This window comes from Ruegeria sp. CDSA021 (genome assembly GCF_059612325.1).
On sequence record NZ_JBXWQJ010000010.1, the window covers coordinates 20,842 to 43,283 of the forward strand.

Genomic DNA, 22,442 nt, shown 5'->3' on the forward strand with positions numbered 1-22,442 from the left:
TTGTCATTCGGATGAAGGTTTTTTTTGCGGATTGGGGTTGGAAAACCGGCCAATTCGTTGAATCTGTGCGCGAACCCGCGAAAGACACTGTTCCAGAGGCCAATGCATGACCGACCCCGTTCAATTGACAGCCGATCTGATCCGTTGCCCATCGGTCACACCCGAAGAAGGCGGCGCGCTTGTTTTGCTCGAGTCGGTTCTGTCGGACGCGGGGTTCGACTGCACGCGTGTTGATCGTGGAGGCATCTGCAACCTGTTTGCCAGATGGGGCCAGAAAGGCCACACGCGCAGTTTCGGCTTCAACGGTCACACCGATGTTGTTCCGGTCGGGGACGAGGTGGCGTGGACGATGCCGCCATTCGGGGCCGAAGTGCGGGACGGCGTGATGTATGGGCGGGGCACCACAGATATGAAGTCCGGGGTTGCGGCTTTTGCGGCTGCGGCGATGGACTTTGTCCGCGACACGCCGCCGGACGGAGCCATCATCTTGACGATCACAGGTGATGAAGAAGGCGATGCGGTGGATGGCACCACCGCCTTGCTCGACTACATGAACAGTGCGGATGAACGCATGTCAGTCTGTCTGGTGGGAGAACCCACATGCCCGAACAAGATGGGTGAGATGATCAAGATCGGTCGGCGGGGCTCGATGACCGCGTGGTTTACAGTCACGGGCGTTCAGGGGCATTCGGCTTATCCGCATCGGGCCAAGAACCCCTTGCCTGCCATTGCGCGGCTGATGGACCGTTTGGCTAGCCACGAACTGGATCAAGGAACGGACCATTTCGATGCTTCTACATTGGCGGTGGTCACAATAGACACCGGGAACGCCGCCACCAACGTGATCCCGGCGCAATGCAGCGGAGCGGTCAACATCCGCTTCAATGACCTGCACTCAGGTGCCAGCTTGAGTGAATGGTTGAAGTCAGAGGCGGATCAGGTTTCTGCTGAGTATGGCGTTGAAGTTGACGTTAAAATCAAGATTTCAGGGGAAAGCTTTCTGACCCCGCCCGGAGCTTTGTCGGATTTGGTCGCCGATGCGGTTGAAGCTGAAACCGGAGTCACGCCAGAGCTGTCCACAACCGGTGGTACATCGGATGCACGGTTCGTCAAGAACCATTGTCCGGTTGTCGAGTTCGGACTGGTCGGGCGCACAATGCATCAGGTGGATGAATGCGTTGAGGTGGCGCAGATCGAACAGCTCAAGGCGGTCTATACACGCATCCTGACGGACTTTTTTGCATGAATTTTGACATTGAAGTTTCGCAAGACTTACTATCTTGTTTTGCTTTGCGGCATCAGGTTTTCGTTCTCGAGCAGGGGGTCCCCGTATCGGAAGAGCAGGACGCGCTGGACAATGCAGCGATCCATCTTTTGGCGCGGGACGTGCAAGGGCCGTTAGGAACAGCACGCATTGTCTACGACAGGGGCACGGCCAAGATCGGTCGTGTCTGTGTTCTGGCTCGGGCTCGGGGGCAGGGGCTGGGGGCTGACCTGATACGCAAAGCGGTCGACCTTGCCCGAGCCGATCCAGAGATCAATAAAGTAAAGCTCGGTGCACAAACACACGCCGTCAGGTTTTATGAGAAACTCGGCTTTACTCCTTTGGGTCCGGTGTATCTGGATGCCGGGATTGAGCATCGCGACATGGTACGGGACTTGCCGTGAGGCGTACTTTGGTGATCATGGTGAAGGAGCCTCATCCAGGTCGTGTGAAAACCCGTTTGGGTCGCGACATCGGTATGGTGGGTGCGGCATGGTGGTTCCGGCACCAGACCCGGTCCTTGATCCGGCGACTGCGTGATCCGCGTTGGCAGATTGTGCTGGCGGTGTCACCGGATGCAGAGGGTCTGAACAGTCGGGTCTGGCCCACTGATTTGCCACGCGCGCCACAGGGGCGCGGTGATTTGGGCGACCGGATGGGACGAATGCTGCGGGGCATGCCCAAAGGTCCGGTTTGTCTGATCGGCGCCGATATTCCGGGAATTTCACGCGTTCACATTGCCCGGGCTTTTGATGGGCTGGGTCGATCTCAGATGGTGTTCGGCCCAGCGCCGGATGGCGGCTATTGGCTGGTTGGGGCGCAGCGCTACGCGGCTTTGCCCACAGGTCTGTTTCGGGATGTACGCTGGTCGACGGAACACGCTTTGGCCGACACGCTGGCCTCGATTCCCGGCTGCCGTGTGTCCTTTCTGGACCACCTGCACGACGTCGATACGATCGCCGATCTGAAACCCTGAGGTTTTTTGGTCATGACGCGGTCGCAAACGCGTGATAGGCCGAAAGTATGACTCGCATTCCCACCAAGCAGGAGGTCCTCGACTGGATCTCAGCGAACCCCACCCTCACGTCAAAACGCGATATTGCCAAAGCCTTTGGCATCAAGGGCGCGGATCGGATTGATCTGAAGCGCATCCTCAAAGAGCTTGAGGCGGAAGGGCATCTGGAAAAGCGCAAGCGCAGCTATCGCGATCCGGATCGCCTGCCGCCTGTCAGTGTGTTGCAGGTGAAAGCGCCGAACGCCGATGGTGATTTGTTCGCGCGTCCGCTGGAATGGCATGGCGAGGGGGTTGAACCCACCGTCCTGATCATAACCCGCGCCAGCGATCCGGCATTGGGCGAGGGCGATCGTATTTTGGCCCGCCTGACCGTGGTGCATGAAGAAGACCACAACTACGAGGCCCGCCTGATCCGTCGCATTGGGACCAACCCGCGCAAAATCGTCGGCATCTTTCGCAAAGGAGCCGAGGGCGGGCGTATTGTGCCCATCGACAAGGCAGGTTCCACCGAGTGGCTGGTCCATGATGGCGCGGTTTTGGGGGCAAAGGACGGCGAACTGGTCGAGGCTGAACAGGCAGGACCCAAGAATCGTATGGGTTTGCCCCGTGCGCGTATTGTTGAACGGTTGGGTGATCCGACTGCGCCCAAGGCGGTGTCATTAATCGCGATCCATCAACACGGTATTCCGGATGATTTCCCCGACAAGGTGATTGCAGAGGCGGACAAGGCCAAGCCAGTTGGTTTGAATGGTCGCGAAGACCTGCGGGATATGCCTTTGTTGACCATCGACCCTTCGGATGCGCGCGATCACGACGACGCCTGCTATGCCCATGCTGATGACGACCCCAAGAACCCCGGCGGTCATGTGATCTGGGTCGCCATCGCTGATGTCGCTGCCTACGTGCAGCCAGGCACGGCATTGGATCGCGAGGCGCGCAAGCGTGGCAATTCCAGCTATTTCCCCGACCGGGTTGTGCCGATGCTGCCGGATCGTCTGTCGGGCGATCTGTGTTCTCTGCACGAAGGCGTGCCGCGCGCCTGTATCGCTGTGCGGATGCAGATCGACGCGGATGGGAACAAGATTGGCCATCGCTTTGTCCGCGGTCTGATGCGGTCGGCTGCCTCGCTGAATTATACCGAGGTGCAAGAGGCTATCGACGGCAATCAGAACGACCGAACCGGGCCGCTGCTAGAGCCGGTTCTGAATCCGCTTTACGCCGCTTATGCCGCGTTGAAGAAGGCGCGTGCGGTGCGGCAACCCCTGGAGCTTGATCTGCCAGAGCGTAAGATCGTGCTGTCCGACACAGGTGAAGTGACGAGCGTCGCTTTCCGAGACCGGCTGGACGCCCATAAGCTGATCGAGGAATTTATGATCCTCGCTAATGTTGCCGCAGCTGAGACCCTGATCGCCAAGCGTCGGCCCCTGCTGTTCCGCGTGCACGAAGAACCCGCGCCGGAGAAACTGGAAAGTCTTCGGGAAACAGCGCAGGCGGCGGGGCTGAATCTCGCCAAGGGGCAGGTTTTGCAAACCCGTCACCTGAACGCGCTGCTGAACGCGGCTGCCGGGACCGAGGATGCCGAACTGATCAACCTGACCACCCTACGGTCGATGGCGCAGGCTTATTACAACCCCGAGAATTTCGGTCATTTCGGGTTGGCGCTGCGGAACTATGCGCATTTCACCTCGCCCATCCGCCGCTATGCCGACCTGATCGTACACCGGGCGCTGATCTCGGCCCATGGCTGGGGCAAGGACGGTCTGACCGAAGATGAAATTATGCGACTGGACGAGACAGCCACGCATATCTCGGATACCGAGCGCCGATCCATGATGGCCGAGCGGGACACGACCGATCGTTATCTGGCCGCCTATCTGAGCGAGCGGGTGGGCAATGAGTTCTCTGGCCGGATCAGCGGCATCGCCCGGTTCGGGGCCTTTGTGAAGATGGACGAAACCGGAGCAGACGGGTTGGTGCCAGTGCGATCTTTGGGGCGCGAGTTCTTTCATTTCGACCGCGAGGCCGGGACGCTGATGGGATCGGACTCCGGGCTGATCATCGCCATAGGCCAGCGCGTCACCGTGCGCCTGACCGAAGCGACGCCCGTTACCGGCGGCTTGGAACTGGAGCTTTTGTCAATCGATGATCAGGCGCTGCCGCGCGGGCGGGGGTCTGCAAAACGGGGGACTCGTCGAAAGGCCGTCAGCACCAAGCGCAAGAAGGACAAGATCAAGCGCAAGGTGGAGCGCAAGCGCCGTCAGAGGTGATAGGTAAGCGTCCGGGCAATCAGCCAGCCATGACGGGTTACGTCGATCTGGCTTGGGTCATCGAACAGGATGGCCCGGTTCCCGTCAATCCGATCCTCACATGGAAAGGCCGAGGTGAAATCGCCCATCAATCGGCTCTGACAATGCACGAACAGCGCGAAGCGTGCCGACTTGTGAGCCCCAAGCCGGATCGTTGATCCTTTGGGCGCAAGGTAGGCGGGCTGGCCCCAACGCAGTTCCTCACGCAGAGGATTGGCGGCGGGCAGAGATGTCGCCGTGTCAAAAACCAGCTCTCGTAACCCCAAAACCCCCGCACGCGTGAGCGGGGGGAGGGCCTCGAATACCGCGGCGACTTGAGGATCATCAAAGGGTCTCAAACGGGTATCGCCTTTTTCATCTGGTCCACGTAGCTGTTCAACAGGTTATCCTGTTTGATGCGGCGGGTCAGCGGGGTATCTGCTGGCGTCGCGCGCATTGCAGCCAGCATCGGGCCGACACTCATGTCCGCGGATGTTGGTCGGTCCCCCAACAGGAACGAGGATTGCCAAAGATAGGCCGAGATCGCCTCGAGATCGCGTTCAACCCGGTCCAGCCGCTCAGAGAGTGAGAACCGCCCAATCCCTTGTGATGTGATCCCTTTCAGAACAGACTTTCGGATCGCATTGGACGCCGGTTTGCGGATCAGGGCGGGTATGCCGGTAAAGAAGGTTTCCCGCAGGATTGGCCATACGTCGTCATTGCCCCAGCGATCCAGAACGATATGAAAATACAGATGCTCTTCGGCCATGCGCACCAAAGCGCGGGATTGCGCCTTTTCCACATCTGTCAGGCCCTGATCGAAATCTGCGCCATTGGTTTCCAGCCAATCTCGGATCAGGTCGCTGTCGGGGATCAGACGTTCGGGCGTGCGCAGCACAGGCAGTTTCTGATGCGGCATCTTTCGGGGATCCAGCATGTCAGAGCGCTGCCAAACCTGACCGGAATGTTGCAGCATCAAAGCCGTTTTGACGCAGAATGGGCTGGCACTGAACAGGCCGAAGGCAGAAGGATAGGTGAGAAGGGTCAGCATCACTGTGCTCCGTTTTTGGCGATGCAAAATGTGTAAACGGGGCTAATGACAGTTTCTGTCATCAGGTTTAAGCTAGAATGCATCATGTCCCGTACCGCCCGATTGTTCCAATTGATGCAGGCCCTGCGTTCGGGCCCGTCGCCCAAAACCTCAGCGCAACTGGCGCAGGATCTGGATGTGTCTGCCCGGACCGTCCACCGCGATATCGATGCGCTGCGTGGTCTGGGAGCTGTTATCGACGGCGAAGCGGGGTTTGGGTTTACACTGATTGAGGATGCGACACTGCCCCCGCTGGGTTTCACCGACGATGAGCTTGAGGCGCTGGTTCTGGGCCTGCGCGAAGTTCAGGTCATTGGTGACCCGTCTTTGGCGGATGCCGCCGGTGCGGCCCTTCGAAAGCTTCAGGGCCGTTTGCCCCCGCGTCAGTCGCACCGGCTGAGCCACGCAATCCTGGCGGCAACCCGGTTTGACCGCCCCCCGGCGCCGACGATTGACGCGGCAACGTTGCGACAGGCGGCTTGGGACGAACGCGCGGTGGAGTTTTCGTATACGGATGCAAAGGGTCAGGCTACGCTTCGGCGCGTAAATCCGCTTAGCATCGTATATATGGACCGTTCGAACGTGTTGCTAAGCTGGTGTCATCTGAGACAGGATTTCCGTGTTTTTCGCCTGGACCGGATGCAGGATATGCGTGTGACGGATCAAAGCTTTAGACCAAACCGCGTGCCGATGCTGCGCGACGTCCTTGCCCGCATCCGCGCGGACCGGGAAGCACAAGAACGCGAAACAGGGGCCTGAGTGCTTTGTGATTTGCTGATTTTGCGCTACCCTGGGGTTGAGCAGTGATCAGGAAAATTCGGTATGCATAAATGCGTAGGCGGCGTCATGACCGTCGCATTATGGGCATCCATGGTGCAGGCGGACACAACAGAAACAGGAAGTTGGTCGAGCGGCGATACGCTTGGTGAAGCGGTACAACTGGCTTCGGCAGATTTGGCTGTTTCGCTTCGACCCGTTCCACGCCCATCGATTGAGGCGCTGCACGTGTCGGCAGCAGCGGTCGCGCGGTTTCAGATCTGGCTGAGCGCGTTTCAGGGTCGTGCGCAACAGCAGGGAATTACGAAAGGAACGCTGTCTCAGGTGTTCTCGGACTTTACCTTTGACGAAGACATCATAGAGCGAGATCGAAATCAGGCAGAATTCTCGAAACCGATCTGGGAGTATCTTGAGTCCGCAGTTTCAGATACGCGCTTGTCTAATGGTCGTGCCGCCATGCAACGGCATCGGCAGGTGCTGAACCGGATCGAGGCCGAATATGGCGTCGAAAAAGAAGTGGTCACGGCCATTTGGGGTCTGGAAACTTCGTTTGGATCGTATCGTGGCAGCAGCCGGACGCTCAGGTCGCTGGCGACACTGGCCTTTGATGCAAGACGGGCTCAGTTCTTTGAAACGCAGTTGATTGCCGCCCTGCAGATCGTGCAGGCAGGTGATGTCAGCGCCGCAAACATGTTGGGCAGCTGGGCGGGTGCGATGGGCCACACCCAATTCATGCCGACCTCGTATCTGGATCATGCGGTCGACTTTGATGGGGATGGCCGACGTGATATCTGGTCAGACGATCCAACGGATGCATTGGCCTCGGCGGCGTCGTATCTGGCGCAACATGGCTGGACCAAGGGGCAACCCTGGGGTGTTGAGGTGCGATTGCCCGCAGATTTCGACTACGCTTCGGCCCGGCGAGACTTTACCCGGATGCCGTCCGAATGGGCCGCGCGCGGTGTGTTGGGGCGCGACGGAACGCCAGTCCCTGATCACGGTCGGGCCGCGATCCTGCTTCCTGCTGGAGGGCAGGGCGTTGCGCTGATGATCTTCGACAATTTCAGCGTGATCGAGGCGTATAACGGGGCCGATGCATACGTCATAGGCATCGGGCATTTGTCCGACCGGCTTACGGGTGGCGCACCGTTTCTTTCCGACTGGCCACGTGCTGAGCGGGTGTTGAGTTTTAGCGAGCAAAAGGAACTGCAATTCCGTTTGACCGAGGCTGGGTTCGACACAAAGGGTATCGATGGGCGCACCGGGCCAAACACGATCAACGCGGTGCGGGCGTATCAATTGGCACAGGGGTTGCGGCCGGACGGGTATCCGACAGTGAGGCTATTGGATCGGCTGCGATAAGAAGAAAGTAAGCTCTGATATCGCTTAAATCTACAACGCATCACTCATTCAGACATTTACAAGCCAGGGCTGCGAAGCCTCCTGTCTATCGCCACTCACTTCGATAGACAGGAGGCAGACCCAGAGTAACAGCGGGCCGCGACACAGGCCGAGGTAATATGAGACCTGATTCGCATTCGAATACTTGAATCCAAAAGGAACTAAATCAAGTTATTTGCCGCGCGGAAAATTTTAATTTACGCGAGAATGCTTTTACTTGTTCGCATCGGGCGAAAGATTTCTCGACAGCGACAATACGTTGATTCTATCTTGTTGCTTTAAAACAGTAAAATAGAATATCGAAACTAAACTGAATAAGGGACGCTTTTATGGCGTCCCTTACCTGCGTGTTTTCACGAAAGGCTTACGATGCAGCTTTCATTAGCCCCTGTGCGATGATCTCCGCCTGGGCTTCGTCCAATGACTTGTAAATCCGCACGAACATCTCGTCGATTTCCGCAGGGGTCAGGATCAGTGGCGGTGAGATGATCATCCGATCGCCGACATGGCGCATGATCAGGTTGTTGGCAAAGCATCGGTCGCGGCAGATATAGCCGACGGTGCCAGGCTCAGACGCGAATTTGGCGCGGCTGGGCTTGTCTGGTGTCAGCGCGATCGAGGCCATCATGCCGACGACCTTGGCCTCACCCACCAGCGGGTGATCGGCCAATGCCTCCCACTTTTCCTTCAGGTAAGGGGCGGCAACGTCGCGCACATGTTCAACGATCTTCTCTTCTTCAAGGATGCGCAGGTTCTCCAGCGCCACGGCAGCGGCGACCGGATGGCCGGAATAGGTGTAGCCGTGGTTGAATTCGGTACCGCCGATCACTTCGGCAATCTCGTCATTCACGATTGATCCGCCGATAGGCGCATAGCCCGAGCTGAGGCCCTTGGCGATGGTCATGATATGTGGCTTGATCCCAACGGTTTGCGAGCCAAACCAGTTTCCGGTGCGGCCAAATCCGCAGATAACCTCGTCTGCGATCAACAGGATGTCGTACTTGTCACAGATGCGTTGGACTTCCGGCCAATACGTATCCGGCGCGACGATCACGCCACCTGCGCCCTGCACGGGTTCAGCGATGAAAGCGGCGACGCGGTCTTCGCCCAGTTCCAGAATGGCCTCTTCCAGTTCACGTGCGCGGGCCAGTCCGAACTCTTCCGGCGACATGTCCCCACCTTCAGCCCACCAATTTGGCTGGTTGATGTGGTGAATGTTTGGAATCGGGATGCCACCCTGAGCGTGCATGCCTGCCATACCGCCCAGCGACGCTGACCCGACCGATGAACCGTGATACGCGTTGTTGCGGCTGATGATGATGTTCTTGTCCGGCTGGCCTTTTTCAGCCCAGTAGGTGCGCACCAGACGGATATTGGTATCGTTGGCCTCGGACCCGCCCGCAGCAAAGAAGACGTGATTCAGATCACCCGGCGCCAGCTCGGCAATTTTTGCCGCCAGCGCGATAGCCGGAACGTGGGTCGTTTTGAAAAAGGTGTTGTAGTAGGGCAGTTCACGCATCTGACGCGCGGCCACATCCGCCAGTTCATCCCGGCCGTAACCGATATTGACGCACCACAGACCTGCCATCGCATCCAGGATCTCTTCACCTTCGCTGTCTGTCAGGTAAACCCCTTTGGCCCGGGTGATCACGCGCGCGCCTTCCTGACCCAGCGCGCCATTGGCGGAAAACGGATGTATGTGATGGGCCGCATCCAGCGCCTGTAATTCGGCGGTCGGCATATGGTTGGTGATGGTAGACATCTGCGACTCTCCCATAAAAGCAGTTGATGGGTACAATATGATCAAATTTTGCACTGTCAATCGAATCGATCTGTTTTAGGCCGATGAGATGGCCTCGGATATCAGTTCCATGCCCTGTTCAATATCCTGAGCCGTGGCTTTTGCCACCTTTTCCGCGTTTCCATTGCGCAATGCGGTGATGATGTCCTTGTGCCGATCAGGAAGGCTTTGCGTCCCAAAACGACCGCACACAACACGTAGAGATGGGCCAAACCGCAACCACAATCGTTCAGCAAGATCATTGAGAATCGGAGCGTTGGCATAGGAATACAACGTTTCATGGAACGCTTGATTCAAACGTAAGTAACCCCCTACATCTCCATCGGCGATCATGCGGTCCAGATTCTTGTCGATACCTTCGAGATGATCAATATCATCCGCCTGCAAATTTGCAGTCGCCCGCCGAGAAAGCTCTGATTCAATTGATATTCTTGCGAATATCATCTGCTGAATATCGCCGGAGTTCAAAAGCGGAACACTGACGCGCCGATTGCCTTGGAACACCAAAGCTCCGTCTGAAATCAGTCGACGGATTGCCTCGCGCACCGGGGTCATTCCGACACCCAGCGAATCAGTCAATCCCTGGATGGTAACGGGCTGTCCTGGGACGAGTTCACCGAAAAGGATCTGTGATCTGAGGGTTTGGTAAACCTGCTCGTGCACGGGTTGTTTGCCGCCGTCGGCCAACGACAAAGATGCCTTATTTTTGATCAAATCCAATTGGTTCTTCCCATTTCGACTAACCCTGACTTGTCAGGGGACAGACCTCGTGGAACCATACGCTGGATCGAGGGAAAACGCAAAACTTGATCAAATCCAAAAAAACGGGAAAATAGCCGTACATTTGCAGGGAGAAGAAAATGACAATCAAAACGCTGACCATGACAGCGGTCATCGCATTGGGGACTTCGGCGGCCTTCGCCGAAGAGGTGCGTGTTTATAATTGGTCTGACTACATCGACGAAGAGCTGCTAAAAAAATTTGAGGAAGGAACCGGCCTGACGCTCATCTACGACGTGTTTGACAGCAATGAGGTTCTGGAAACCAAGATGCTGGCCGGTGGGTCCGGATATGACGTGGTGGTGCCATCGGGGACATTTCTTCAGCGTCAAATTCAGGCTGGCGCGTTTCAGGAACTGGATGCAGCCAAACTTTCAAACTCGGGTAACCTTTGGGACGTTATTCAAGAGCGGACCGCAGGGTATGACCCAAACAACGCCTATTCGATTAACTACATGTGGGGCACTACGGGCATCGGCGTGAACGTCGACAAGGTGAAAGAAGCCCTGGGGGATGACGTGGCCCTGAACAGCATGGACTTGGTTCTTAAGCCAGAGAACATGGAAAAGCTGGCTTCGTGTGGTGTTCATTTCCTTGATGCGCCAGCCGAAATGATACCGATGACTTTGCAGTATATTGGTGAGGACCCCGACAGCCACGATCCGGATGTGATCAAGAAGGTCGAAGACGTTCTGACAAGCGTTCGTCCGCATATCCAGAAGTTCCACAGCTCGGAATACATCAACGCGCTGGCGAATGGCGATATTTGTGTGGCCGTGGGTTGGTCAGGCGACATCCTTCAGGCGCGGGACCGCGCAGCCGAAGCTGAAAATGGTGTAAACATCGAGTACCATCCGTTCGCGGAAGGCTCGTTGATGTGGTTTGACCAGATGGCGATCCCAGCGGATGCGCCGAATCCGGAAGGCGCGCATAAGTTCCTGAATTTCATTCTGGATGCCAACAACATGGCTGCTGCGTCCAATTACGTCTATTACGCGAACGGCAACAAAGCCTCGCAAGAGTTCCTTGAGGAAGACGTGATTGGCGATCCGGCAATTTACCCGGATGATGCCACCATGCAGAACCTGTACATCACGACGCCATATCCCGCGAAAACGCAGCGTGTCGTGACCCGTCTTTGGACCAAGATCAAGTCAGGTACCTGATCCGGTTAACGGCGCGGGGCGGTCGGATGACCGCCCCGTCGCACTCTTGTCCAAACTGACCAAGCGGGGGCTGCTTTGAATACTGACGTCTTTACGCCGTGGGATGACCCACAGGCGAAACCCTTGATCCAGTTCCAGAACGTGACCAAGCGCTTTGGCGAGTTCACGGCGATCGACAACCTGTCGCTGGATATTTTCGAACGTGAGTTTTTTGCTCTGCTTGGCCCGTCAGGATGCGGCAAGACAACGATGATGCGGATGCTTGCCGGATTCGAGACGCCGACCGAAGGACATATCCTGCTGGGCGGTCAGGATATCGACCCGATCCCGCCGAACAAGCGGGCCGTAAACATGATGTTCCAGTCCTATGCCCTTTTCCCCCATCTCAGTGTCTGGGAAAACATTGCTTTTGGTCTGCGCCGGGACAACATGCCCAAGCACGATCTGGAAGATCGGGTTGAAGAGATGCTGCGCCTGACCCGTCTGGAACAATTTGCCCGCCGTAAACCACACCAGATTTCGGGCGGTCAAAGGCAGCGTGTGGCACTAGCCCGTTCACTGGCCAAAGCACCTAAGCTTCTGTTGCTTGATGAACCGCTGGGTGCTTTGGACAAAAAGCTACGTCAGGATACGCAGTTTGAGTTGATGGATATTCAGGAGAAGACCGGCACCACCTTCGTCATCGTTACCCACGATCAGGAAGAGGCCATGACCGTCGCCAGCCGTGTAGCGGTGATGGATCAGGGGCAATTGATGCAGGTTGCCACCCCGGATCGGATCTATGAAAACCCTGCTTCTATTTATGTCGCTGATTTCATTGGAGATGTGAACATCATTGAAGGTCGGGCCACACCATCCGGAGAGGACGCCTATCAGATTGACTGGGCCGAAGGTCAGGCCCCTTTGACGGCTTCATCATCAACCGGATTCGCAAACGGTCAGTCCTGTCATCTGGCGATCCGCCCCGAGAAAGTGACAATCTCTGCCGAGCGACCTGCCGAAGCGGTCAACGTTGTTCAGGGCAAGGTTCATGACATTGCCTATCTGGGCAATCTGTCCACCTATCACGTCGAGTTGGCAAACGGCACAATCATCAAGGCACAGACGGCCAACACCCGCCGCATCTCGCGCCGCTCCTTCACCTGGGAAGACTCAGTCTGGCTGTCCTGGACAGCGACGGCTGCTGTTCTGCTGGCCAACTGATGCGCCGCGCCGTCCTGATCGCCATACCTTATGTCTGGCTGCTGGCACTGTTTCTGGTGCCGTTCTTCATTGTTCTGAAGATTTCGCTGTCGGATACCGCGCTAGCTATTCCGCCCTATACTCCGACGTTGGACCTGTCTGCCGGTTGGGCCGGGATCAAGGACTTCTTCAGCCAGCTGGATCTTGAGAACTATGTCTGGCTGACCGAAGATGACCTGTATTGGAAAGCCTATCTGTCCAGCGTCAAGATCGCTCTGATCTCGACCTTCTTTACCCTTCTGGTCGGCTACCCCATTGCCTATGGCATGGCCAGGGCACCCCAGGAATGGCGACCAACACTGATGATGCTGGTGATCCTGCCGTTCTGGACCTCATTTCTAATCCGGGTTTACGCGTGGATGGGTATTCTGTCGAATGAAGGGTACCTGAACCAGATTTTGCTGTGGACAGGTATCATCTCGACCCCGCTGACGATCCTGAACACCTCGACCGCTGTCTATATCGGCATCGTTTACACCTATCTGCCCTTCATGATCCTGCCCATCTATTCGGCGTTGGAACGCATGGACGGGTCGCTGATCGAGGCGGCCGAAGATTTGGGTTGTTCCCGTTTGCAAGCCTTCTGGCTCGTGACCATCCCGCTTTCCAAACCCGGCATCATCGCGGGTTGCTTCCTTGTGATGATCCCCGTGATCGGTGAGTTTGTGATTCCCTCGCTTCTGGGCGGTTCGGGTACGCTGATGATCGGCAAGGTTCTGTGGGAGGAGTTCTTCTCGAATCGTGACTGGCCGGTGGCCAGTGCTGTGGCCATCGTGTTGCTGTTGATCCTGGTGATTCCGATTGTGCTGTTCCAGCGCAACCAGCAGAAACAAGCGGAGGCCGAGGGATGAACAGACTAAGCTGGTTCAATACGGTTTCGCTGACGCTGGGCTTTGCGTTCCTGTATATCCCGATGATCATCCTGATCATTTTCAGCTTTAACGAAAGCAAACTGGTCACGGTCTGGGCCGGGTTTTCTACCAAATGGTACGGAGAGCTGCTGCAGAACGAGGCGTTTCTGGATGCCGCCTGGGTCACGATTCGGGTCGCGGTCTTTTCGTCGACACTGGCGACCATTTTAGGAACAGCCGCCGCCTATGTGCTGGTCCGCAGCGGGCGGTTCTTTGGCCGGACGTTATTTTCAGGCATGATATACGCACCGCTGGTGATGCCCGAAGTGATCACCGGCCTTTCGCTGTTGCTGCTGTTTATCGGCATCGGTCTGGATCGCGGCATTCTGACCATCGTTCTGGCTCACACGACCTTTTCTATGTGTTTCGTTTCGGTTGTTGTATCCTCGCGCCTCATCACCTTTGACCGATCACTGGAAGAAGCGGCTTTGGACCTTGGATGCTCACCCGCGCAAGCCTTCCGCCTTGTCACCCTGCCGATCATCGCACCCGCGGTGATCTCGGGCTGGTTGCTGGCCTTCACCTTGTCGTTGGACGATTTGGTGATTGCGTCCTTCACCTCGGGGCCGTCGGCAACGACCTTGCCGATCAAGATCTTCTCGGCGGTGCGCCTCGGCGTCAGTCCGGAAATCAACGCGTTGTCTACGATCATGATTGCCGTGGTGACGGTTGGGGTCATCGCAGCTTCGCTTGTGACCAAACGTGCGATGGTGCGTCAGCGGCAAGATGAATTGGCCGCAGCGCGCACCGAATGAAGCGGATATTTCCTGACTACGCTTATAGCGACGCGCCACGCGACAGCTGTTGGTGGGATGAAACGATTTCCCATCCGACCTGGCCCAAGTTTCAGGGCGACTTGAAGGTTGACGTCGCCATTATTGGCGGCGGATTTACGGGGGTTTCCGCCGCTTTACACCTGGCGGAGAACACCACGTCCGTCGCGGTGTTCGAGGCCGGTCCACCGGGATGGGGTGCGTCAGGGCGCAATGGCGGCTTCTGCTGTCTTGGTGGGTCCAAACTGAGCTCAGCGATGATGGAGCGTCGCCACGGGCGCGCTGCGGCGCGGGCCTATGCCGCAGCGGAAGAAGATGCGGTGAACTTGGTCGCCAATCTTCTTGATCAGCATGGGATAGAAGCGGACAGACATTCCAGCGGAGAAACCCGGTTGGCGCATTCGAAACACGCGATGGATGTGTTACGCAGAAATCAAGATGAGATTGGGGTGCTGCATGATGTCACTGACTTACCTGGGCTCGGTATGGGCGGTTCCTTTTTCGGTGGGTACACACATCCCGTTGGTTTTGGCCTGAACCCTCGTGGGTACTTGTTTGGAATTGCCAAAACAGCAGAAGATTCCGGAGTACAACTGTTTCAAAACAGTCCGGTACTGGGTATCGAAAAAGCCGAGTCAAGATTTGTGTTGAGAACCCATACTGGGCGGGTCAACGCACAAGCGGTACTGGTCTGCACCAACGGCTATTCCAGCGAAGACATCCCGGATTGGATGTCGGGGCGTTACATGCCTGCCCAGTCGACGATTATGGTCACGCGCCCGCTTAGCCATGGCGAGCAATTGGCGCAGGGATGGACTTCGGGCCAGATGTGTTACGACACGCGAAATCTTTTGCATTATTTCCGCTTGATGCCGGATGGGCGGTTTTTGTTTGGAATGCGGGGCGGGCTGCGGTCCTCTGTGCAGTCAGAAGCATCCATTCGGGCAAAGGTTCAGCGGGATTTCAAAAAGATGTTTCCGGCCTGGTCAGCGGTCGAGGCCACGCATCTCTGGTCCGGTATGGTGTGTATGTCGCGTGCGTTGACGCCCTTTGTCGGGCCAATACCCGAGCAACCGGGCGTGTTTGCGGGTTTCGCGTATCACGGAAACGGTGTTGCGATGGGAACCTACAGCGGGCGCGCCCTTGCTAGGCTTGCTCTGGGGCAGGACGCTGAATTGCCTTTGCCGATGACGCAAACACCGAAACGCTTTCCTTTAGGGCGCTGGCGTCGCGCGCTCATGCCGCCGGCCTACGCCCTGATGGCGCTTGCGGATCTAAGGTGAGGCCAAGGATTACAGAGCCGCAATTTCCAGCCTCAAGCCTTCTGCATAATCCGGCGCACCGTTTTCAGCGCGCCACAGGCAATAGGCTGCCATTCGCCAGGCGTACCAAGGTTGTAAGTGTCGATAACGGGCCGCGATTTCGGGATTCCCGTAGGCATTCAAAAACTGCTTTTCCTCGGCTTTTGTCAAAGGCGTCCCGCGGTACAGGCTTTGCATGGCCGGAGATAGAAACAGCGCCAAATCCTCGGTTGGGTCGCCATGGGCCGGGCACTGCCAGTCGATCAGAGTCAGGTTTTTCCCTGCAACCAGAATGTTCCCGGCTACGGGATCGCCATGAATCAGGCATGTCTGTTCCGCAGGCGCAACCGTTTGTACGGGTTGCCGTTCCAACAACCTGTCTCGCGCCTCAGAAGAGCAGCCTTGCAGAATACGAAGCCCGTGGGCTTTTAGATCCTCACTGCCGTTGCATCCAGCGGGAGCAGGAATGGAAAGCGTGAGGTCATGCAACCTGCGCAACAACGAACCAACCTTGCCGGCTTCTTCCTGCCAGGGTGTTCCAGGGGCGTGGTCATAAAAGACCCAATGTGCATCCTTGTAGCGCCCTGCGGCACGCAGTCTCGGCACGAACCCTTCTGGCCCGAGGGCCTTGAGGCACTGCGCCTCCAATCCCGCGTCGTTGCGAAACAAAGGATTGCGCAGGGCCGTGCTGTATAGCTTCAGCACTTTGTCACCGTCGTCTTCCAGAACCTTCCAAACCTTATTGGTACGGCCACCATAAAGCGTTTCAAACCGCGGGTGTATGCTGACCAACCCTTCAATGTGGAGTTGGTCAACCAGATCGCGAGGAGGGAAAGGCTGATCGGACAGGGGTTTCGTCACTTCTTTTGGCGAGTCGATTTGCCAAGCTTTGGACGGTCCTGCGCGGCAGATCAAGCACCAGTTCGGACGGCGCTTACATCGCCTGCAGAAATCACCTGGCCGCCGCTTAAGGTCAACATCACAGTGTCGCCCCCAACTTGCGCCTCAACGACGCGGTTATAGGCAGCCGCAGGTGTTTGGGACAGCAAATCTCCGCCCTTGTAGTTTTCCAGCGTCGCCGTGTAGTTTCCGGCACTCATCGGATCGCCCGACGAGGTCACGCCAGCCCACACAAACTCGGATTTTGTCGAGGGCACTGTGATCCGGTCGAGAACAGTGCCGCTTTTGTCACGGATCACCAGCTTGGTGGTGTCGGCTTGGGGGTCAGGTTGGGCAAACAGTGTTTTGGGATTGCCGTCAAAATGAAACGCGGATGTTGATCGAACATCCATGCCCACCCAACCTGCAAGCTCGTTCAGGTTGACGCTGCCCAGCGTGCTGGCCAGATTCGACAAAAGACCGTTGGTCTGAACTTGTTGTTCCACCATCGAGAATTGTGCCAACTGTGATGCATATTGGGTCGAGTCCATAGGCTCCAACGGATCCTGATTCTGGGCCTGCGCCGTGAGCATCTGCAAAAATGTCTCAAAATCCGATGTGATTGCCGATGTCTGCGAGGCTGCTGTGGATTGCTGCGCCCCAGAAGTCGGCGTGGTGGTGACGGGAGTAATCATGTGTCAAAACCTCATGTCGATGCCCCGGAGCGAGCCCGGAGTTTGCGGAAGTGAAATGGCTTGAGGGTCTGGTTCGCCCTGTCGAGGTTCGAAGGCAGGTCCGTCCTCGGTCTTATCGGTGCCGGCCCCGTGCGTGCCCGCATCGGAGGATGTACCCAGATCAAGGCTCAACTCACCGTAACCCAGATTCTGAAACTCTTCGGTAAGTACGGATAAATGGCGTCGCATAAGGTCCAGAGTTTCCGGACGTTCCGTCGTAATGGTCAACTGCATTCCATCATCACGCCCATTCAAAACTATTGAAACACGCCCCAGCTCTTCGGGATTCAAAGCGATTTCCATTGCCCCGGATCCCGGGCGCGTCTGGACTGACATTGCAAGTTGACTGGCGATTGCACGGGCGATTTCAACACGGGCAGCTGTAGTTGGTGCTGTCGATTGTGGTGTTGGTTCTCGTGTTGTCTGATGCAATGGTTCGTCCTTGGTGAATGCCACGGCTTCAACGTCCTGACCGAGGGTCCCCTGTTCGTTCTCAACCATGGCTGCCATCAATTGAAGCTGCGCAACCGGAGGTGCACGATCCGGTACTGTCGGCTTGATCGGTGCAAGTGTGGCTTCTGGCCAAGGTGCTTTCTCGCCGCTGTTTGAGGCTGGTCCGTTTTCCAGCATGGCCACTTTGCCTTCAGGCAAGGTCATGTCCTTCACCGACAAACCATTTTCAGCAACTTTTGTTGATTGAACCTGTCGGGCGATTACGGCCTGCAATTGTCCTTCCACCGGTCGCACAACAATGGGCACGTGCGGGTTGGTGTGAGTGTCTGGATCAACAGGTATCGAAGCAAGCGCCTGTTCCGGCGCAGCGTTGGCGAATAAACTTAGAAGACCGGGCTGCGCGGATGCAGTTGTGTTCGATTCTCCTTCAGGCATTTGCACTAGGCCCCCATGCGTGGTGAGATCGGCGGGATTGCTGGCCAGCTTCGAAAGCGAAAGCAGTTCGGCCATCGGGGCCGCTTCGAGTGAATCAACATCTACAATCTCGGTTTCAGCACCCGTGCCCTCAATCTCGGGGGCTGTGGCGGACAGTTGGGCATCGGGTTGATCCTTGGCGTTCTCCCCCTGTTTCAGGATATCTTCAAAGCTTGTTCCATCGCTTGCCTGCTCCGCCTCGTGTCGGGATGACGCGGGTTTCGCAGTGGCTGTTGATGGTGTGGTGGCCAGCATAAGTGGGTTGGGCATTTTGCTCCGGCTCCGTGTGGTTGTCCGGAACTCTGCCCGCAGGAAGTTACGTTTATTTTAACCGCTTTCGCCTTTGATCAGGAAAGTTCGAAGCAAATTTCGGAGAATTCCATGCAGATTCCCACCAATCCGCAAGGGGGGCAAATACCCCCGACGCTTACCCGCCTAAAAGATGCCGCTGTTAAATTGGAGGCTGCGTTCTTAAGCGAAATGTTGAAATCTGCCGGGCTGGGAAAGACCCGCCAAAGCTTCGGGGGTGGTGCAGGCGAAGACCAGTTTTCGTCGCTTCTTGTTCAGCATCAGGCGCAACAGTTGGCTCGGTCCGGGGGGGTGGGGCTGTCTGAAATTCTGCTGAAGTCACTGATGGAGAAAGCCAATGACATCTGAGGCGAATATAACGCTGATCAAATCCCTGGAAGAGGTTCTGGACCTTGAGCGTGCGGCGCTAGTACAGGGCGACCTAGATCGTCTGACGCATATGGTTCCGGAAAAAGAGAAACTGATCGGCGCGATCAACGATCTTCAGGTGATGGACAGCGAGGCGCTGATTCGGGTTCAGCAGAAGGTCGAGCGCAATCAGGCATTGTTAAACAGTGCGGCCGACGGCATCCGCGCCGTGGCCAGCCGCATGGCAGAACTACGTCGGGTTCGGCAGGAATTCAGTACCTATGGCGCCGACGGACAGCGCAGTGGATTTGCCGTGCGCAGCACTGTGAAGCTGGAAAAAAGAGCATAGCCAGAAGTTTGATTCAAATCCGAAGTTTCCGGTTCGGGTGTTTTAGCACTCCGTTAGGGGATCTGGTTCAAGAGTGGTGGCGCACCTGGAAACAGCAGGTGGCGCGAACTGCCAAGCGGCGCATCGCACAGGTCAGAAAGACACCAATGCCCGCAGATCGTGTGGGTTGAACATGGGCGAAAACGACCCGAACGAAAAAGGATGAAACTATGTCCAGTATTCTGACAAACAACGGCGCGATGGTTGCGCTGCAAACACTGAAGTCGGTGAACAAGAACCTGGCGATGACGCAGAACGCGATTTCGACTGGTAAGGATGTCGCGACGGCCAAGGACAACTCGGCGGTTTGGGCGATCTCCAAAGTGATGGAATCGGATGTCAAAGGCTTCAATGCCATCAAGGACAGCCTGGCGCTGGGTGAATCGACGGTTGCTGTGGCTCGGAACGCGTCGGAAACCGTGACCGATTTGCTGACCCAGATGAAAGAAAAGATCGTTGCGGCGCAGGAAGACAACGTTGACCGCGGCAAAATCAACGACGACGTGACTGCCCTGAAAGGTCAGATCAACTCGGTCGTCAGTGCGGCGCAGTTCAACGGTCTGAATCTGGTGGACGGGTCCGCAGGTTCTGCCTCGATCCTCGCTTCTCTGGATCGGGACAACCTTGGCAACGTCACGGCATCATCGATCACCGTGACCGGACAAGACTTGTCCACCGGTGGTTACACTGCGGCTCAGGTCTTTGACGGTTCGACCGGAGCGTCGACTGGCAACGACCGTGTAGGCGCGACCATCGATAACGGTGCGACATCGGCAACGGCGCTGGTTACGGATGAATCCAGCGGGGCCTTCGCAGCGGGTGACAAGGTTGTTGTCGCAATTGACGATCAGGTTGTGTCGTACACAGTGTCCGCAGCCCATGCAGCAGCGACCACGACGGGCGATCTGGTTGCCGTAGGACTGAAGGCAAAGATCGAGGAGTTGGGGATTACCGGCCTGACCGTTGACTACGATTCCGGCACTCAAGGCACCCTGTCTGTCACCAATGCGACCGGCGACGACATCTCGTTCTCGGCTCAGTATGTGAACGCTGGCTCGGGTGGTCTGGGTGCTTTGACCGGTATTGACGTCTCGACCGGCGCTGGCGCAACCGCCGCTTTGGCAACGATCGAAACGCTGATCGACACCTCGATTGACGCATCGGCTGCTTTCGGGTCGTCGCAGGGCCGGATCGAGACCCAGAAAGAGTTCATCTCGAACCTGGCTGACTCGTTCAAATCAGGTATCGGCTCACTGGTGGATGCCGACATGGAAGAGACCTCGGCGCGTCTGCAGGCGCTGCAGGCGCTGCAGGCGCTGCATGTACAACAGCAGCTGGCAACCCAGTCGCTGTCGATCGCCAATCAGGCACCGCAGTCAATCCTGTCGCTGTTCCGCTAAATCACAAAGCTGGTCGGGGCATGGTTTTCGTGCCCCGGCCTTGACCGCCTGACAACGGCCTTTTGGAAGGATTTCAAGTGACACCGCAAACGCTAGCCCAGCGCCCCTATGCGCAATCCGCCGCGCCCACCCGAACACCTCGCGATACGGAATATGAAGCGATTTCCAGAATCACGCGACGGCTCAAAGCGGCAACGGCCCAAAAAGCAACTGACTTCTCGGGATTCGTTCAGGCTGTGCATGAAAACCGTCGTCTTTGGGGTGTGCTGGCAACGGGCGTTGCAGATTCCGCCAATGCCCTTCCGAACGACCTGCGGGCACGTATCTTTTATCTTGCCGAGTTTACAGAACAACACAGCAGCCGCATCTTGGGTGACGGTGCCGCTGTTGAACCGCTGTTGGAAATCAACACTGCAGTGCTGCGCGGCTTGCGTCAGATGGGGGCAAGCTGATGAGTGGTCTGGTCCTGAAACTTGCCCCAAAAGAAAGGGTTTTGATAAACGGTGTGGTGATCGAAAACGGAGATCGCAGAAGCAGGTTTTCAATAATGACACCGCAAGCCAACGTTCTGCGGTTGCGGGATGCGATCCATCCTGACGAAGCCAATACACCGGTAAGGCGGGTCTGCTACGCTGCGCAGCTTGTCCTGTCGGGTGACATGGAACCAGGGCAGGCACGCCAACAACTGCTGCGCCGGGTCGAGGAGCTGAGTCAGGTCTTCACCGATACAGACAGCCGCCGAGTTCTGTCTGAGGCCACGGATGCTTTGGTGGCAGAACATTACTACAAATGCCTTAAATCTCTGCGCTCACTTCTGCCGCGAGAGGAACGGTTGATGGCCTATCAGCAATGATTTTCCAACCTGTCATTCCAACCGGCGGGATCGTGGGCTGGCGATTTCTGCAGCGAACCTATGAGGGGCAGTTTCAAAGCTATTCATCGTCGGCAGTGAATGAGAGAGACACGAAGTATTTTCTGGAGAACATCGGCAAAGTTCAATCCGCCGAACAACTGGTTTCAGATCGCAGATTGTTGCAGGTCGCTTTGGGCGCATTTGGGTTGGAAGGCGATTTGGACAACCGGTTTTTTATCCAGAAGATCCTGGAAGACGGCACGCAGGCCAATGACGCCTTGTCCAATCGTCTGGCGGACAAACGGTATCGCGAGTTCTCTGACGCGTTCGGGTTTGGACCTGGGGCCGTCAGGAAAACAGCGCTGAAAACCAACATGGAAGAGATTGCACAGGCCAATCTGACCGCGCGTTTTGAAATCGCTGTTGGCGACTCGGATGAAACGATGCGTATCTCGCTTTACGCACAGCGGGAGCTTGCGGAATTGGCGAACAGTGCCTCGAGCGCAGATACCAAGTGGTTCGATCTGATGGGGCTTCCGCCCCTGCGTCGCATGATGGAAACGGCGCTTGGTTTGCCCTCGTCGTTTGCTCAACTGGATATCGACAAACAACTGATCGAATTCAAAGACAGGATGTTTCAACTGACCGGGTCGGCGGATCTGGCACAGTTTTCAGATCAGGATGCCATCGAAAAACTAACCGATACATACCTTGCCAGAAGCCAGATCGCCCAACTGCAGAACACAGTCTCACCGGCGCAAACCGCGTTGATCTTGCTTGGAGCTATTTGAAACGTAA

24 protein-coding genes are annotated in these 22,442 nt (G+C 56.7%); 17 read left to right on the forward strand and 7 right to left on the reverse strand.

What is annotated here, in order from left to right:
- Positions 1–106 precede the first annotated feature (106 nt).
- From dapE to rnr, 4 genes are read left to right on the forward strand one after another with little or no spacing between them, the layout of a single operon-like run.
- Positions 107–1,246, forward strand: coding sequence for a succinyl-diaminopimelate desuccinylase (gene dapE, locus AC2FLD_RS14045; protein ID WP_496670106.1), 1,140 nt, complete (start codon positions 107–109; stop codon positions 1,244–1,246).
- Positions 1,243–1,668 (forward strand): GNAT family N-acetyltransferase, encoded by a 426-nt coding sequence (locus tag AC2FLD_RS14050; protein ID WP_496670105.1) that lies wholly within the window; start codon positions 1,243–1,245, stop codon positions 1,666–1,668. Before dapE ends, AC2FLD_RS14050 begins: the two co-directional genes overlap by 4 nt.
- Positions 1,665–2,240 carry a TIGR04282 family arsenosugar biosynthesis glycosyltransferase gene (locus AC2FLD_RS14055; RefSeq protein ID WP_496670104.1) on the forward strand — a complete coding sequence of 192 codons (576 nt, stop codon included), beginning with the start codon at positions 1,665–1,667 and terminating at the stop codon, positions 2,238–2,240. The genes AC2FLD_RS14050 and AC2FLD_RS14055 overlap by 4 nt, the downstream gene beginning before the upstream one ends.
- 47 nt (positions 2,241–2,287) lie before the next feature.
- Complete coding sequence (rnr, locus tag AC2FLD_RS14060; RefSeq protein WP_496670103.1) at positions 2,288–4,546, forward strand: ribonuclease R; 2,259 nt, start codon at positions 2,288–2,290, stop codon at positions 4,544–4,546.
- Here rnr and AC2FLD_RS14065 read toward each other — a convergent pair.
- Both AC2FLD_RS14065 and AC2FLD_RS14070 read right to left on the reverse strand, forming a co-directional pair.
- The gene (locus AC2FLD_RS14065) at positions 4,537–4,923 is read right to left on the reverse strand and encodes a DUF1801 domain-containing protein (RefSeq protein WP_496670102.1); all 387 of its coding nucleotides are present in this window, start codon (positions 4,921–4,923) and stop codon (positions 4,537–4,539) included. The genes rnr and AC2FLD_RS14065 overlap by 10 nt on opposite strands.
- Positions 4,920–5,615 (reverse strand): glutathione S-transferase family protein, encoded by a 696-nt coding sequence (locus AC2FLD_RS14070; protein WP_496670101.1) that lies wholly within the window; start codon positions 5,613–5,615, stop codon positions 4,920–4,922. The genes AC2FLD_RS14065 and AC2FLD_RS14070 overlap by 4 nt, the downstream gene beginning before the upstream one ends.
- A gap of 84 nt (positions 5,616–5,699) precedes the next feature.
- Between AC2FLD_RS14070 and AC2FLD_RS14075 the strand changes: the two genes are divergently transcribed.
- Together AC2FLD_RS14075 and AC2FLD_RS14080 are read left to right on the forward strand one after the other, a co-directional pair.
- Positions 5,700–6,413, forward strand: a complete 714-nt coding sequence (locus AC2FLD_RS14075; protein WP_496670100.1) for a helix-turn-helix transcriptional regulator — start codon at positions 5,700–5,702, stop codon at positions 6,411–6,413.
- A gap of 87 nt (positions 6,414–6,500) precedes the next feature.
- Positions 6,501–7,793: a lytic murein transglycosylase gene (locus tag AC2FLD_RS14080; protein ID WP_496727022.1), complete on the forward strand. Its 1,293-nt coding sequence runs from the start codon at positions 6,501–6,503 to the stop codon at positions 7,791–7,793.
- Between the two features lie 403 nt (positions 7,794–8,196).
- Here AC2FLD_RS14080 and AC2FLD_RS14085 read toward each other — a convergent pair whose 3' ends face one another.
- Both AC2FLD_RS14085 and AC2FLD_RS14090 read right to left on the reverse strand, forming a co-directional pair.
- Complete coding sequence (locus AC2FLD_RS14085; RefSeq protein WP_496670098.1) at positions 8,197–9,594, reverse strand: aspartate aminotransferase family protein; 1,398 nt, start codon at positions 9,592–9,594, stop codon at positions 8,197–8,199.
- Positions 9,595–9,669: 75 nt separating this feature from the next.
- Positions 9,670–10,353, reverse strand: coding sequence for a GntR family transcriptional regulator (locus AC2FLD_RS14090; protein WP_496670097.1), 684 nt, complete (start codon positions 10,351–10,353; stop codon positions 9,670–9,672).
- 140 nt (positions 10,354–10,493) lie between these two features.
- On the opposite strand from AC2FLD_RS14090, the gene AC2FLD_RS14095 reads away from it, so the two are divergent.
- The 5 genes from AC2FLD_RS14095 (at position 10,494) to AC2FLD_RS14115 (ending at position 15,788) form a co-directional block, all read left to right on the forward strand.
- Complete coding sequence (locus AC2FLD_RS14095) at positions 10,494–11,579, forward strand: polyamine ABC transporter substrate-binding protein (RefSeq protein WP_496670096.1); 1,086 nt, start codon at positions 10,494–10,496, stop codon at positions 11,577–11,579.
- Between the two features lie 75 nt (positions 11,580–11,654).
- Entirely contained in the window at positions 11,655–12,782 is a 1,128-nt protein-coding gene (locus AC2FLD_RS14100) for an ABC transporter ATP-binding protein (RefSeq protein ID WP_496670095.1), read from the forward strand.
- Entirely contained in the window at positions 12,782–13,672 is an 891-nt protein-coding gene (locus AC2FLD_RS14105; RefSeq protein WP_050604895.1) for an ABC transporter permease subunit, read from the forward strand. The genes AC2FLD_RS14100 and AC2FLD_RS14105 overlap by 1 nt, the downstream gene beginning before the upstream one ends.
- Complete coding sequence (locus AC2FLD_RS14110; RefSeq protein WP_050604896.1) at positions 13,669–14,487, forward strand: ABC transporter permease; 819 nt, start codon at positions 13,669–13,671, stop codon at positions 14,485–14,487. Before AC2FLD_RS14105 ends, AC2FLD_RS14110 begins: the two co-directional genes overlap by 4 nt.
- Positions 14,484–15,788 (forward strand): NAD(P)/FAD-dependent oxidoreductase, encoded by a 1,305-nt coding sequence (locus tag AC2FLD_RS14115; protein ID WP_496670094.1) that lies wholly within the window; start codon positions 14,484–14,486, stop codon positions 15,786–15,788. The genes AC2FLD_RS14110 and AC2FLD_RS14115 overlap by 4 nt, the downstream gene beginning before the upstream one ends.
- A gap of 9 nt (positions 15,789–15,797) precedes the next feature.
- Here AC2FLD_RS14115 and AC2FLD_RS14120 read toward each other — a convergent pair whose 3' ends face one another.
- Genes AC2FLD_RS14120 through AC2FLD_RS14130 form a run of 3 tightly spaced genes read right to left on the reverse strand, consistent with a single transcriptional unit; the run spans position 15,798 to position 18,616 of the window.
- Positions 15,798–16,667, reverse strand: coding sequence for a phosphotransferase family protein (locus AC2FLD_RS14120; RefSeq protein WP_496670093.1), 870 nt, complete (start codon positions 16,665–16,667; stop codon positions 15,798–15,800).
- A gap of 50 nt (positions 16,668–16,717) precedes the next feature.
- Positions 16,718–17,380, reverse strand: a complete 663-nt coding sequence (locus tag AC2FLD_RS14125) for a flagellar hook capping FlgD N-terminal domain-containing protein (protein WP_496670092.1) — start codon at positions 17,378–17,380, stop codon at positions 16,718–16,720.
- Between the two features lie 3 nt (positions 17,381–17,383).
- Positions 17,384–18,616, reverse strand: a complete 1,233-nt coding sequence (locus AC2FLD_RS14130; protein ID WP_496670091.1) for a flagellar hook-length control protein FliK — start codon at positions 18,614–18,616, stop codon at positions 17,384–17,386.
- A 111-nt stretch (positions 18,617–18,727) separates the two neighbouring features.
- On the opposite strand from AC2FLD_RS14130, the gene AC2FLD_RS14135 reads away from it, so the two are divergent.
- From AC2FLD_RS14135 to AC2FLD_RS14160, 6 genes are all read left to right on the forward strand, one after another.
- Positions 18,728–19,003: a rod-binding protein gene (locus AC2FLD_RS14135; protein ID WP_496670090.1), complete on the forward strand. Its 276-nt coding sequence runs from the start codon at positions 18,728–18,730 to the stop codon at positions 19,001–19,003.
- A complete protein-coding gene (locus AC2FLD_RS14140; RefSeq protein ID WP_496670089.1) occupies positions 18,993–19,352 on the forward strand; it encodes a flagellar biosynthesis protein FlgN in 360 nt (119 codons plus the stop codon). Before AC2FLD_RS14135 ends, AC2FLD_RS14140 begins: the two co-directional genes overlap by 11 nt.
- Positions 19,353–19,561: 209 nt before the next feature.
- Positions 19,562–20,791: a flagellin N-terminal helical domain-containing protein gene (locus AC2FLD_RS14145; RefSeq protein WP_496670088.1), complete on the forward strand. Its 1,230-nt coding sequence runs from the start codon at positions 19,562–19,564 to the stop codon at positions 20,789–20,791.
- 77 nt (positions 20,792–20,868) lie between these two features.
- A complete protein-coding gene (gene flaF, locus AC2FLD_RS14150) occupies positions 20,869–21,243 on the forward strand; it encodes a flagellar biosynthesis regulator FlaF (protein WP_050604902.1) in 375 nt (124 codons plus the stop codon).
- Positions 21,243–21,644 (forward strand): flagellar biosynthesis repressor FlbT, encoded by a 402-nt coding sequence (flbT, locus tag AC2FLD_RS14155; protein WP_496670087.1) that lies wholly within the window; start codon positions 21,243–21,245, stop codon positions 21,642–21,644. The genes flaF and flbT overlap by 1 nt, the downstream gene beginning before the upstream one ends.
- The gene (locus AC2FLD_RS14160; protein ID WP_496670086.1) at positions 21,641–22,435 is read left to right on the forward strand and encodes a DUF1217 domain-containing protein; all 795 of its coding nucleotides are present in this window, start codon (positions 21,641–21,643) and stop codon (positions 22,433–22,435) included. Before flbT ends, AC2FLD_RS14160 begins: the two co-directional genes overlap by 4 nt.
- Positions 22,436–22,442: the final 7 nt, after the last annotated feature.